We start from the raw sequence: 13,072 nt of genomic DNA on the forward strand, positions 1-13,072 counted from the left end.
TCACTGTTCCCCGATTTCTTCCTCTGGCTCTTCGAGTAACCCCGCACGCTTCAGCAATCGCTCGCGTTTCGTGAGGCGCCGCCGTGGAGGTGTCCGCTCGGCCTCGACCAGCTCCGGCTCCCAGACAAGCTCGCGGCCAGCGACCTCGACGACGTCTCCCGGTTGGATGCCGAGCGCGATCAAGCGGCGCGAAATACCCCAACGCGCCAGCAGGCGTTGGTAGCGCTCGGCAGCCTCTGGATTCGAAAAGTCTGTCATCAACGTGAGGCGCTCGATCTTCGGCCCACGGAGTGCAAAACGGTGGGGTGCGAGACGTATTGCCTCCCAGCGTTCCTGCGAGCGATCCAGGGTGTAGACGCGGTGTGTCCGCACCGGCGGAACAATCCGCTCCGGACGAGGGATCTGCTGCAGCCGCTCCCACGCTGCTCGAACGAGTTCTCCTACCCCCTGTCCAGTCGCCGCTGAGATCGGATAGACGGCATACCCAAGGTCCTGGAGTACCGTCGAGAGACGCGGCCAGTTGGCTTGTGCCTCCGGGAGATCCATCTTGTTCACCGCCACAAGCTGGGGCTTGCCGGCGAGGGCTGCCGAATAGGCAGCCAGCTCAGCGTTGACAGTGTGAAAGTCCTCCAGCGGGTCACGCCCCTCAAGCCCGCCAGAACCGTCAAGGACATGAATGAGTAAACGCGTGCGCTCGACGTGACGGAGGAACTCCAGGCCGAGTCCGGCACCACGCGACGCACCAGCAATCAGGCCAGGCAAGTCCGCAAGGACGAAGGAGCCACCATTGCCCCCTGGCACGCTCACCACCCCAAGCATCGGCTCAAGCGTCGTGAAGGGATAGTCAGCAATCTTCGGCCGTGCCGCACTCACGGCTGCAAGCAGTGTCGATTTCCCAGCGTTTGGGAGTCCGATAAGGCCAACATCCGCGAGCAGTTTCAGCTCGAGACGCAACCAGCGTTCCTCGCCCGGTTCACCTTTTTCGGCAAAACGCGGAACTTGGCGGCTCGGGGTTGCGAAGTGCTGATTTCCCCGGCCGCCAAGCCCACCTCGCGCGACGAGGAGCACCTCCCCCGGTTCGACAAGATCACCAAGCACCTCACCCGTCGCCTCGTCGATCACCACTGTCCCCGGCGGTACGTCGATGTACAGGTCTGCCCCGTCACGTCCGCTCCTGTTGTTCCCTTGACCCGGTTGGCCGTCCGCAGCACGAAAGTGCTGCTGGTAGCTGAAGGGAAGCAACGTGTTGAGCGAGGGATCAACCCGCAGGTAGACATTCCCCCCACGTCCACCATCGCCACCGTCCGGGCCGCCACGCGGGACGTATTTCTCGCGATGGAAGCTCACTGCTCCGTTTCCACCATTGCCAGCTTTGACAAAGATTTTGGCCTGGTCGTAGAACATGACGCCTCCTGCCCGGGCAAGCCGAGCCACTTCAAGCGTCGTCATTCGCCACTGGTGCAGCTCACTCGAGAAAGTCGCGGAGTGCACGCGCCCGCAGCGGATGACGCAATTTCCGCAGCGCTTTGGCCTCGATCTGGCGCACTCGCTCGCGCGTCACGCCGAAGGTGCGCCCCACTTCTTCCAGTGTATATGTTTGCCCGTCTTCCAAGCCGAAGCGCATCGCCAGCACTCGCCGCTCCCGCTCAGTCAACGTCGCAAGGAGCGCCTGCACGTGCTCGCGTAAGAGCGACATCGCCGCCGCATCGAGCGGCGCTACTGTCCGCTCATCCTCCAGAAACTCGCCCAGTGTACTCTCCGCTTCTTGACCAACCGGCATTTCCAGCGAGACCGGCTCCTGTGCGGCCTGCAAGAGTTCGCGCACGCGCTCCACCGGCATATTCGCTGCTGCCGCGAGCTCCGCCGTCGTCGGTTCTCGGCCGAGCTCTTGGGTGAGTTGCCGTGCGATCCGCCCCAAGCGATTGACAGTATCCACCAGGTGGACAGGCAGGCGGATCGTACGCGCCTGATCGGCGAGCGCACGAGTGATCGACTGCCGGATCCACCACGTGGCATAGGTCGAGAACTTGAACCCTTTATGCGTCTGGAACTTTTCCACTGCACGAATCAGACCGAGGTTGCCTTCTTGGATCAAGTCCAGGAGTGTCAGCCCACGCCCAACATAGCGCTTGGCGATGCTGACCACGAGCCGGAGGTTCGCCTCCGTCAGCTTGCGACGGGCCTCTTCCCCTTCGCGCTGAACTCGCCGCCAGTGTGTGGCCAGCACATCCGACGTCAAGCCAAGCTGCGCCAGCGGCGGTTCGGGTGGTAACGCTTGCTCGCACGGATCACTCCACTGTCGGAGCGGCTCAGGGAAGAGTGCGAACTCAAGCCGTCGCTGTCGCAACTCTTCCTCGATTGCTTCGAGATTCGCCCCAAAACGCTCCAGCGCTTGGCGTAGGATGGTTGGTGAAATAGCGCTGAACGGCAAAATGGCGCTCAGGATCGCACAACGCGAGTGTCGCTCCAAGCCAAGCCCCTCGGCAAAGGCCTCGACCAGCGGCCATCCCGTGCGGAACCGTTCCCACACGCCCCGCACGATCGCCACCGGATCCTCACCATATGCGCGCCGCACCTCCGCGAGATATTCACCAGCTTCAACAGCCTGTCCCAGCTGCACTTCTTGCTCGGCCGTCAGCAGCGGAACGCGTCCAATTTCCGCGAGGTAGAGCCGAACCGGATCCTCAACTAGGAGATCGGGGTCCGTCTCTTCGCCGGCATCCCAGACACTGAGCGCTCCATCGACCGCATGACCCTCCTCGAGTGGCACAACGATCCCCTCTGCGACCAACTCAGCGAGGATCGTCTCGGCAGCGTCTGGGCCAAGTGCATCGATCAGTGCGGTCAGCTGCTCCCGCGAGAGCCACCCTTGTGCTCGCGCAGCCGAGAGGATTGCCATGACATCGACCGGCACCAGAAGGTCAGTTGACTCGTTCGTCTTCATCATCACATCACGGGACCGCTTGGGTCTTCCGCGCCGTTCCGCCTTAGTCACCGCGCGCACTCCTCACGGTCGATGAGGCACCCAATCGCTACTCGTGCGGCAGCCCAGTGATACTACGGACATGGCGAGAATTCAATGCCCGTCACCTTCGGGGCAGCGACCATTTCGCGCGCGATAAGGTCGGTGAGCGTCTCTCGCCGCTGCCAGAGCATGACTCGCCCATCCTCCACTGCCACCACCGCTGGCCGACGCGCCAAGTTGTAGTTACTCGCCATCGCCAAGCAGTACGCCCCCGCGACGGGCACGATGACGAGATCACCACGTTGGGGAGTGGGAAGCCAGGCCTCCCAGACAAGCACATCGCCCGACTCGCAATACTTCCCCACTACCGTCACTTGTTCTGCGGAACGCTCTGTGAACCTTCCAGGAAGCACCACGTAACGTGCCCCATATAGCGCCGGGCGAATGTTGTCCGCCATCCCGCCATCCACCGCCACATAGGTGCGAACTCCTGGGATGCGTTTGACCGCCCCCACCCGATACAGCGCAAGGCCTGCACGTGCTACTAGCGAACGTCCAGGCTCAAGGTAAAGCCGTGGGAGCGGAAGATTCCACGCACGTGCTGCCGCTTGTACCCATTCCGCCAGCATCGCGGCTGCCTGGGTAAGATCAAGCATGGGGTCGTCAGGGGTGTAGGGGACACCAAGCCCCCCACCCGGCGAGAACTCTCTTGGGACGACTCCATACCGGTCACGCATTCGCGCGGCAAAAGCGAACGCCCGCTCGATTGCTTCTCGGTACGGGGCGAGATCAAAGATTTGTGACCCAATGTGCAGGTGGTAGCCAAGAAGCCGGAGTGCCGAGCACGACTGGCAGAAGGACACAGCCCGCTCGGCATCGCCCGTTTCGATTGGAAATCCGAACTTCGAGTCCAGCTGTCCGGTCCGTCGGTACGCATGCGTGTCGTGGGGCTCCACACCGGGATTGAGGCGAAGCCAGACTGCAGCAGTCTTGCCCTCGGCTGTCGCAATCGCCGCGAGGAGCTCCAACTCGTCGCGGTTATCGACGACCAACCGTCCCACACCAATGCGGAGTGCGAGTTCCAGCTCTGACTCGAGTTTATTGTTTCCGTGAAATACCAGTCTTTCGCCCGGAACCCCTGCGTAATGGGCCATGAAAAGCTCGCCATCCGAGACACAGTCAATCCCGAGTCCCTCCTGCGCGAGCAATTGGAAGAGTGCCACTGAGGCATACGCCTTCGCCGCATAGATGAGCGACGCTTCACCAGAATACTGAGCCAGCCCTCGTCGAAAGGCAGCACAGGCAGCCCGAATCGTAGCAACGTCGTAGATATACAGCGGCGTGCCAAATTCGCTAGCGAGCTCGGCCAGGGGACGACCACCTACCGAGAGCTGGCCGTTGGCATCCATTCTTGCCGTATCCGGCAAGACCCGCACCAGTTCGGTGTCGAACTTGCGCATCCTCCGTCCTTCGCGCCACAGTGGGCACGGCGGTGAGTATAGTTGGCAAATCAGAGGCGCGCCAAGAGAAACAGCGCGTCAACGGCAAGGAAGTTCCTGAACAATGCCTGAGACAATTCTGACTGTCGACAACGTGAGCAAACACTATGGGGCAGACGAGCTGTTCCGGGACGTACGCTTCCATTTGCTCGAGCGCGATCGCGTCGCCCTTGTCGGTCCGAACGGTGCGGGGAAGAGCACGCTCCTCCGTATTGTCGCAGGCCTGGAGCAACCCGACAGCGGCCGGATCATCGCCCAGCGCGGACTCCGTATTGGGTACTTACCACAAGAACCAGCGGTACCGAGCGGTCGTAGTGTCCTCGAGGCAGCGCTCGATGCCCTTTCACAGGTTCGTGCCCTCGGGGAGGAACTCGCCTCCCTTGCAGCGACCCTTGCGACCGTGCACGACCCGGCTGAGCAAGCTCGTCTGTTGACCACTTACGAGCGTGTCAGCACACGCTTCGAGGCCGCGGGAGGGTACGACCTCGATGTTCGCACCCGGCAGGTACTTGCCGGCCTCGGCTTTCGCGACGAGGAACTTCTCCAGCCAGTTGAACAGCTCAGCGGTGGTCAACGGACGCGGCTTGCGCTCGCCCGTGCCTTACTTGCTGACCCAGATCTCTTGCTCCTCGACGAGCCGACCAATCACCTTGATCTTGAAGCGCTCAGTTGGCTCGAGCGCTTCCTGCAGCGATTCCGCGGCACCGTCTTGGTGGTTGCACATGACCGCTATTTCCTTGATCAGGTCACGACGCGGACACTGGAATTGCATTTCGGTCGCCTCGAGGAGTATCCAGGGAATTACTCTCAGTATCTCGTGCTCCGGGCACAACGCTTTGCAGAACGGCTCGCCGCCTATGAAGCGCAGCAGGAGTACATCCGGAAGGAAGAAGCCTTTATTCAGCGCTACCGCGCTGGCCAGCGCGCCCGTGAGGCTCGCGGTCGAGCAACCAAACTGAGTCGACTCGAGCGCCTCGAACGCCCGCGCGACATCGAACGCGTTCAACTCGGGCTGAAACAGGGTGGGCAGAGCGGGCGAACAATCCTTACGACGACTCCCCTTGTGATCGGTTACCCCAGCCGCGAGCTCTTTCGGACTCCTGAGCTCGTTGTCCAGCGCGGGGAGCGTATCGCAATCATCGGCCCGAACGGAGTCGGCAAGACGACGTTGCTTCGCACGCTGCTCGGCCAACTTCCTCCACGTGCCGGGACGATCCGCTTCGGCCAAGGTGTCAAGCTTGCCTACCTTGCGCAAGAGCCGCGTTTCGACGAAGAGCAAACCGTCCTCGAGACACTTCTGCGCCGGCATGCCCTGAGCGAACGTGAGGCCAGGAACTTCGCTGCGCGCTTCCTCTTCGAGGGCGATGCGGTGTTCAAGCCGGTCAGCGCACTGAGCGGGGGTGAACGGCGACGTCTTGCACTTGCGCTGTTGGCACTCGAACGGGCCAATGTTCTCCTCCTCGACGAGCCAACGAATCATCTGGATCTCCCAAGCCGCGAAGCGCTCGAGGCCGTGCTGGCTGACTTCGAGGGCACGATCCTTTTTGTCTCGCACGACCGCTATCTCATTGATCGCCTCGCGACGACCGTCTGGGCCATCGAGGGCGACGAACTCCTTGTCTCATTTGGCAATTTCACTGAGTACCAGCGTCGCCGCACGTCCAATCGCCCGGAACCACCTCGCACAACAACGCTCGACCATGGACGCAGCGCCCCTCCACGCGTAGCATCCCGCCGCTCACCGCGTCAAGTCGAGCGTGCACTCGCCCAGGTAGAGCAGATGATCGAGGAACTGGAGGAACGAGCTCAGCAACTCGCCGAGGACCTTGACGAAGCCACCGCGCGTCAGAACGTTGAGGCAATCATCGAACTTGGTGCAGCGTACGAGACCGTGATGCGAGAACTGGAACAGGCCTACGCGCGCTGGGAGATGCTCCAAGAAGAACTCGCGGGGTTGCGCGTTGGAGACTGAAGGTGCGGCGCCCATATGTGATCGGACTTACCGGGAACATCGCTTGCGGGAAGTCGCTCGTCCTGCGAGAACTTGCTGCATTGGGAGCTGAAACAATCGATGCCGACCAGGTCGCCCGCGAAGTAACGACTCCTGGCAGCCCTGTCCTTACAGCGATTGCCCAGACGTTCGGACAAGGCGTACTCCGTCCTGATGGCACGCTTGACCGGCGTGCACTGGGCGCAATCGTCTTCCGCGACCCTGAGGCGCTCCGACGCCTGGAAGCAATCACCCATCCAGTTATCATCGCTGAGATTCGCCGTCGAGTGGCCAAAAGCAACCGCCCGGTCGTCGTTATCGACGCAATCAAACTGTTTGAATCGAGTCTGGCCAGCGAATGCGATGAAGTGTGGGTGGTGACGTGCCGACCGGACCAGCAGTTGGCACGCTTGATGGCTCGTGACGCGTTGAGCGAAGAGGAAGCCCTGGCCAGGATCCAAGCCCAACCCCCGCAAGAAGAGAAGGTCGCCCACGCAGATCGCATCATCGATAATAGCGGGTCGATTGAGGCGACTCGACAGCAAGTGCAAACGCTCTGGCGCGAAGTGCTCGCGAAGATCGGTGCGACGAGCAGTCCGATGCTTGCTTATTCTTCTCCTTCCTCCTACACTGCCAACACACGTCACGAAGGAGAGGGTGGGGAAGGCACGCGGGATGCGGACACGCAAACCAACATTGACGCCGGCGGAGGCACGAGCTCTTCACGCTGAGGCACTGGTCATCGATTCGCAGCAACCTCCGATCACAACTGGAGCCCTCTTCACCCCGCGCATGCGTCAGCTCGTCGCGGAATATGCACGGATGGGTCGTACCCGAGCGGAAGTCCAACCACTCCTCGAAGCAATGGTCGTGCGGGAACTTCGGGAGTCACCCGAGGCACGCCGCGCCTATCTTGATCTCTGGGAGCGCTCCGGCGTCACCGTTGCCTGTGGTACCTTCTCCGGCCCAGGTCCGATCAGCCAGGCTTTCGAGCAAGCCGTACGGCGCATCAGCCAGGTTCATGCCATTGTCGACATCCTTGACGAGCACTTGGTCCTTGTCCGCGAGGCAGCTGACATCGAACGAGCGCACCATCAACGGAAACACGGAATCGTGATTGACTTTCAGGATACGCTCGCCTTCGGTGACGATCTTGACCGTATCGAGCTGTTTCATCATCTCGGCCTGCGAATGGTGCAGTTAACCTACAACTTGCAGAACCTTGTCGGTGACGGCTGCACCGAACGGTACCAAGGCGGTTTGACAACGTTCGGGCTGGAAGTGGTCCACCGCCTCAACGAGCTCCGCATCTTGATCGACATCAGTCATTGCAGCGAACAGGTGGGCTGGGACGCACTTGCTGTCTCGACGGCACCGGTCGTCGTGTCACACTCTGCCGCTAAGGCACTTTCCGATCATCCCCGCACGAAATCGGATGAGTTGGCACGAGCAGTTGCCGAACGTGGGGGATACTTCGGCGTCGTTGTTGTACCAGGCTTTATCAGTCGGCGCCCCCATGCCACGCTGGAAGACTTCGTTCGGCACGTTGAGCACCTTGTGAACGTCTGCGGGATCGACCACGTTGGCATCGGCACGGACAAGATTGGCCCACCGAGTTCCCGCACTGGTTCGCTGATCGAGTTTCCGCCCGAAATGCCAGCTGCTCCACCGGGCACATTCGACTGGACGGGATTCCGCCCGGAGGAACATCGCCTGACGCCGGACTTCCGCCTCGAGGGATACGAGACATTCGCCGATTGGCCGAACCTGACGGTCGCTCTGGCGCAGGCCGGTTTCACAGAAGAAGAGCTGCGGAAACTCCTTGGGCTCAACTTCCTGCGCGTCTTCCGTGATGTCGTTGGCTGAATTGTTTCCGTCCGATGATAGGATTGCTGCGAGTGGAAGAGCACGAACCGATGAGTCGTTCCGCGCGGTACCTGCTTCTTCAGCTTGCCCCATGTGCTTGACGCACAAAGACGGAGGTTGATCGTGGAGGCATCAATTCGTCTCGGCCATATCCGAGGGATTGAAATTGGTGTCCATTATAGCTGGCTTCTCGTCTTTGCACTGCTCACCTATTCGCTCGCTGTCGGCATCTTCCCGAACTGGTATCCCGGTTGGGAACCAGGGACCTACTGGGCGATAGGAGCGCTTTCGAGCTTGCTCCTCTTTGCATCGGTTTTAGCCCATGAACTCGGACATTCGCTGGTCGCACAGGCACGCGGCGTTCCGGTAGTGAGCATCGTGTTATTCATCTTTGGTGGTGTTGCCCAGCTGGCGGACGAGGCACGCCGGGCGAGGGATGAGTTTCTGATCGCCGTGGCTGGTCCCGCCGTAAGTGTGGTCATCGGGGTCATCTCTATCGTACTCTGGCCGTTCGTTGATGATTTCAATCAGCCACTCGGAGCCGTCTTGGAGTATCTCGGCTGGGCCAATCTCATCCTTGTCGCCTTTAACTCGATCCCTGCATATCCGCTTGACGGCGGCCGTGTGCTCCGCGCGCTTCTCTGGGGCACAATGCGCAACGTCCTGCGTGCCACTCGCATCGCAGCTGGGATCGGCGTCGCCATCGGGTTCCTGTTCATGGCCGGTGGACTCTTCCTCGTCTTCCGGTCGCCACTCTCTGGCATCTGGCTCATCGCGATCGGCTGGTTTTTGCAGAATGCTGCCCAGCAGTCTTACCAGCAGCTCATGATCCGACGCTTCTTTGAGGGGGTGCGCGTTGGCCAACTGATGGAGCCGGAGCCACCGACCATCAGCCCTGACCTCACAGTCGACGAGCTGGTGGACGCGCTGCTCGTCCACAACGTCCGTTGCTTTCCGGTCGTGGAGAACGGTCGCCTTGTTGGCATTGTGACACTCACCGACGTGCGCCATGTCCCACGGCACGAATGGGCAAGCCATCGTGTGCGTGATCTCATGACGCCACGGGAGCGCCTAATCACCGCTTCACCAGACGATGATCTCGAGCGTGTGCTGCGTCTCATGGCCGGGCACGAGATCCACCAGATTCCCGTCGTCGAGGATGGTCGACTGCTCGGGATTTTGACACGCAACGCCTTGCTACGTTTCCTACAGCTGCGGCAAGAACTGGCACGAACCCCGGACGAAGTCGCGGCGATCTACGCACAGCAACGCAGAGAACGACGCGTCTCCTAAGTCACGGTGCTTCGAGCGGATCGACAAGATCGACCGGCACAGTCTCAACACGCCCGTCGCGCTCGACAAGGACTGCCTCAAAGGCAAGCCCTTCAAGACACCGTGCGAGGAACGGGAGGCTGCGCACGTGCGCGATACCGGGTCCAGCTGGAATCCGGAGGTGGACAGGCATCCCGACGGAGAGCGGAACCGGTTGCAGCGACCGTCCATGGAGTCCACGCGAAGGGGTGAAACAAACCGGTCGATCGAGACCGATACTTTCACCATGGAGCAGCGCAGCCCAGCGTCCAGTGCGCTCACGGAGCGCCTCGAAGAACGGGTCAGCGAGCGCAATCCGACCGAAGCCCTCCATGACCAGGATGCCAAACGGCAAAGGCCAGTCCCCACGGAAACCTGTCAGTACCCGACGCACCTGGGCAAGATCTCTGAAGAAAGGTTCGAGCGCACTCACGGAGAGGCTCCCGACGATGACACCAGCTGCGCCGATGTCCAGCAATCGGCGCAGGACTGCACTGCTCACCGTCATCCCCGCAACAACGACCGTACCACGACAGCGCTCGTCAAACTCGTCGATCGGCAATTCCCGGTCCGGGCGATCAGCCAGGACCATGAGCGGGCCGGCAGATTCTGGCCCGAGGAGCACAGTACCTGCGACGAGATCCCCGACGGCACGGATCTCGACTGCTCCTTCAGTAATTCGGATCACCTCGCCAGCAACCAGCGCCGGCACGGGCCGACGCGGTGCTTCGGCAACGACGACAAGTGTCCCAGTCTGTTCGTCCAGCGTGGCAAGCCGCCCCGCAATTGGGCTCGACACTTGAAGGGACCGAAGTCCCCGCCGGCGGGCTGCGACGACCTCACCCGCTTCGACCCGCTCACCGAGCGCTCGCACCAGATAACGAGCAACCTCCCCTGGGGCGACTCCGAGTTCCACCGCAAGAGCGATGCGGGCCGCCCGGCTGACACCCGTTGCAGCGGTGGCGATGATGGTCTCCGGCTCGACGAGTTGAGACGCCGCCACGCGCACCTCAGGTGCGACGAGCAGGCGTCGGACGACGCACTCGACATCCTCCGCGATGACCGGCGCGAATGCAAACGTGGTCACTCTGCCCCTCCCGACAAACCAAGGTCCGCGAGCCACGAGCGGAGGCGACGCATGCGCGCCGCGGGATCACTTGGCAACCGTAACGGACGCCCTCTTGCATCGATCACGACACCAAGACGCGCCCAGCCGAGCGCCGCGTCACCCGTGAACTGCAGCGCAACGCCCGCCTCGAGCCCCCCGATCCGGACACCCGACTCCAGTTCCACAGAGAGTTCCGCAAATGTCCCTGGAGAGAATGGGAGGACGTGCACACTTCCCCATGGAACGCTGAAACGCTGGACGATCTCACCAGTCCGCAGTTCACCACGCACGGCGATGGCGCCCTCGACGCCATCACCTGTGAGAACAAGCACATGCGCGAGCGGCAAGAGCGCATCGCGTTCCAATACCCTCGCCGCATAACCAGGGTGGAACTCCGCAATCGCTCCACCTGCGGCGAGGAGATCCGCTTCATCCAGCGCAATACTCACAAGGCCGCTCACCGGCACCGGCTCAATTCCATCGAGGGCACACAGCACCGCGAGTGCCGGCGGAAGCGTCGCGAACCAGGGTCCGAGTGCAATGAGCGTCAAGTCCTCTCGAACATCCTGCTGCTCGATCTCGCCTGCGACCACACGCAAGAGCGCTCGGACAAAGGCAGCAGCAAGAAACTGGTCACGTTCGTTGAGAATGACGGGATACGGTGAGAGCACTCGATTAGCCAGCCAATCGAGAAGCTCATCGTCACCGATCGACCAAGGGAGCCACCGCTGGATGCTCTCGGAGCCGAGCTCCGCCAATCCGAGCGCCTGGTGACCGAGATCCTGCTCCGCGCGATGGATTGTTGCAAGACCCTCCGCGCGGGCCCACAGCACAGTGGCCCCCTGCTCCAGATCCACTAGGACCAGTCGCTGCTCTGCTCGACGAACCAAGAACGCTGCTGCTCGCTCCAGCGCTGTCAACCGATCGACCAGTTGCTCCGAGAACGTGCCCTCAAGCTCGCTGCGCAGCGCTTCCACAGCTTGCGCGCGGAGTTCGGCGGAGAGCGCACGCACGACTTCGGCTGGTGCATACTCCCCGGGATCGACTCCCATAAGCTCAAGCTGCTCGCCGAGTGCGGCTGCGACGTGTTGCTGAATCGCCTCTGGCGCAACGACGATTCCGAGGCGAGGCCGCCACTCGTCACCGATGGCACTCGTTACCGCGGCAAAGGCGGTCCGCCAAACAGCGTCATCCGCTAAGCCAGCTAAGAGGAGCAGGTCCGGTCGCTGCTCATTCAGCTTCTGGGCAAGCACTGTCGGGCTCGTCGTCTCATCAACGACGAGCTGGGACACTCGTACGGGAGAGGCACGCGCTGCAGTCGCAGCCAACTCGGCAGCGAAGTTCTGGCCTCCGAGCGCAACGAGCACGACCGTTGGCCGTGACAGAGGTAGTCCGACCGAAATCCAAGCGTCGGCCCCATCTCCAAGCACACTCCGGGCACTGATCGGCCTTCCACTATCGAGAACAGATCGGCCAAGTCGTCGTTCGATTACCTCGAGCGCGGGGATGACCGATCGTCCTACCACGCTGGCGCTCGCCACGAGACGCGGTTCTCCTTCGACACGATCAGTCACGATCGCCCGTGTTGTTGCCCCGTTCAGCGAGAGGACGATCGCGCTCCGCACCGGCTCTGCGTCTCCCATCGCTCCTCCGCGCCTTCGCTAGCGACTCAGCCACAAGATGTAGACAGCAACGCCGATCAAGACCGCCAGCGCCACCACCAACGCCAACCGTGCTGCTCGTCGCCCGGCTGCAGACTCGCTCGCCGCTGCCGCTGGAGCGTTGGCCAATTCCGCGCGGATAGCTGGAAGCGAGAGTAGCGGCAATGGGGCAAAGACGGTCGGAGCCACCGCCTCGACGTCCGATAGGCGAGTCCACACGGGCGAAACTGGCGGGACCACCACTCTCTCCTGCCCCACCGGCTCAGCAGCCACGGGAAGCGATTCGCCCGGTTCACGCAGCCAGTCGGGAAGCTCCGCCTCACTCAGCCATTCCAGTTCTCCGCCAGGCGCGCTCGGCTCATCGCCCCGCAACCACTCCGGTAATGCAGCATCGGAGAGCGCGCCAGCTATTGTTGTGCCCTCTTGGAGACCGCCCAGCGCAGAGAGATCAAGCGGAAGCACAGCACCACAGCGCCGGCAATACGTGTCATCTGGGGCACGTGGTGCTCCGCAGCTCGGACAAGTGCTCGTACTAGCCACCTCCCCGCTCAGCACAGCGCCACACACCGGACACACATCACGATCTTCGGCGATGTGCTGACCACACTGCGGGCAATACACGATGAACCTCCGCTCGCGCAGTGCATTCTGCGCGCAGTGTAGCATTGTCCC

General features: G+C 62.0%; 9 protein-coding genes and 2 pseudogenes. 4 read left to right on the top strand and 7 right to left on the bottom strand.

From position 1 onward, the window contains the following. From obgE to lysA, 4 genes and pseudogenes are all read right to left on the bottom strand, one after another. The gene (gene obgE / locus NET03_RS06020; protein ID WP_353655787.1) at positions 1-1,404 is read right to left on the bottom strand and encodes a GTPase ObgE; all 1,404 of its coding nucleotides are present in this window, start codon (positions 1,402-1,404) and stop codon (positions 1-3) included. A 61-nt stretch (positions 1,405-1,465) separates the two neighbouring features. Further along, positions 1,466-2,191: pseudogene (gene rpoD, locus NET03_RS13785) on the bottom strand (RNA polymerase sigma factor RpoD); the annotation flags it as partial. A gap of 405 nt (positions 2,192-2,596) precedes the next feature. Continuing rightward, positions 2,597-2,947 (bottom strand): annotated as a pseudogene (locus tag NET03_RS13790) (sigma-70 factor domain-containing protein); the annotation flags it as partial. Positions 2,948-3,057: 110 nt separating this feature from the next. Next, positions 3,058-4,425 carry a diaminopimelate decarboxylase gene (gene lysA / locus NET03_RS06030; protein WP_252127998.1) on the bottom strand — a complete coding sequence of 456 codons (1,368 nt, stop codon included), beginning with the start codon at positions 4,423-4,425 and terminating at the stop codon, positions 3,058-3,060. 103 nt (positions 4,426-4,528) lie between these two features. Between lysA and NET03_RS06035 the strand changes: the two genes are divergently transcribed. From NET03_RS06035 to NET03_RS06050, 4 genes are all read left to right on the top strand, one after another. Next, the gene (locus tag NET03_RS06035; RefSeq protein WP_252127999.1) at positions 4,529-6,436 is read left to right on the top strand and encodes an ABC-F family ATP-binding cassette domain-containing protein; all 1,908 of its coding nucleotides are present in this window, start codon (positions 4,529-4,531) and stop codon (positions 6,434-6,436) included. A gap of 2 nt (positions 6,437-6,438) precedes the next feature. Beyond that, the gene (coaE, locus tag NET03_RS06040) at positions 6,439-7,185 is read left to right on the top strand and encodes a dephospho-CoA kinase (protein WP_252128000.1); all 747 of its coding nucleotides are present in this window, start codon (positions 6,439-6,441) and stop codon (positions 7,183-7,185) included. Further along, on the top strand, positions 7,130-8,320 hold the full coding sequence (locus tag NET03_RS06045) for a dipeptidase (protein WP_252128001.1): 1,191 nt from the start codon (positions 7,130-7,132) through the stop codon (positions 8,318-8,320). The genes coaE and NET03_RS06045 overlap by 56 nt, the downstream gene beginning before the upstream one ends. A gap of 123 nt (positions 8,321-8,443) precedes the next feature. Then, a complete protein-coding gene (locus NET03_RS06050; RefSeq protein ID WP_252128002.1) occupies positions 8,444-9,613 on the top strand; it encodes a M50 family metallopeptidase in 1,170 nt (389 codons plus the stop codon). Between the two features lies 1 nt (position 9,614). Here the strand turns inward: NET03_RS06050 and NET03_RS06055 are convergent, their stop codons facing one another. The 3 genes from NET03_RS06055 to NET03_RS06065 are packed head-to-tail and all read right to left on the bottom strand — an operon-like array spanning position 9,615 to position 13,066. Then, the gene (locus tag NET03_RS06055; protein WP_252128003.1) at positions 9,615-10,718 is read right to left on the bottom strand and encodes a hypothetical protein; all 1,104 of its coding nucleotides are present in this window, start codon (positions 10,716-10,718) and stop codon (positions 9,615-9,617) included. Next, entirely contained in the window at positions 10,715-12,382 is a 1,668-nt protein-coding gene (locus tag NET03_RS06060) for a hypothetical protein (protein WP_252128004.1), read from the bottom strand. Before NET03_RS06060 ends, NET03_RS06055 begins: the two co-directional genes overlap by 4 nt. A gap of 18 nt (positions 12,383-12,400) precedes the next feature. Continuing rightward, positions 12,401-13,066, bottom strand: coding sequence for a zinc ribbon domain-containing protein (locus tag NET03_RS06065; RefSeq protein ID WP_252128005.1), 666 nt, complete (start codon positions 13,064-13,066; stop codon positions 12,401-12,403). Between the last annotated feature and the right edge of the window lie 6 nt (positions 13,067-13,072).

The sequence above is a fragment of the Thermomicrobium sp. CFH 73360 genome, assembly GCF_023806465.1.
GTDB lineage: Bacteria > Chloroflexota > Chloroflexia > Thermomicrobiales > Thermomicrobiaceae > Thermomicrobium.

Coding starts and splice junctions, on each gene's coding strand:
- obgE (WP_353655787.1), bottom strand. CDS start 1,404: ATGTTCTACGACCAGGCCAAAATCTTTGTCAAAGCTGGCAATGGTGGA.
- lysA (WP_252127998.1), bottom strand. CDS start 4,425: ATGCGCAAGTTCGACACCGAACTGGTGCGGGTCTTGCCGGATACGGCA.
- NET03_RS06035 (WP_252127999.1), top strand. CDS start 4,529: ATGCCTGAGACAATTCTGACTGTCGACAACGTGAGCAAACACTATGGG.
- NET03_RS06045 (WP_252128001.1), top strand. CDS start 7,130: ATGCGGACACGCAAACCAACATTGACGCCGGCGGAGGCACGAGCTCTT.
- NET03_RS06060 (WP_252128004.1), bottom strand. CDS start 12,382: ATGGGAGACGCAGAGCCGGTGCGGAGCGCGATCGTCCTCTCGCTGAAC.
- NET03_RS06065 (WP_252128005.1), bottom strand. CDS start 13,066: ATGCTACACTGCGCGCAGAATGCACTGCGCGAGCGGAGGTTCATCGTG.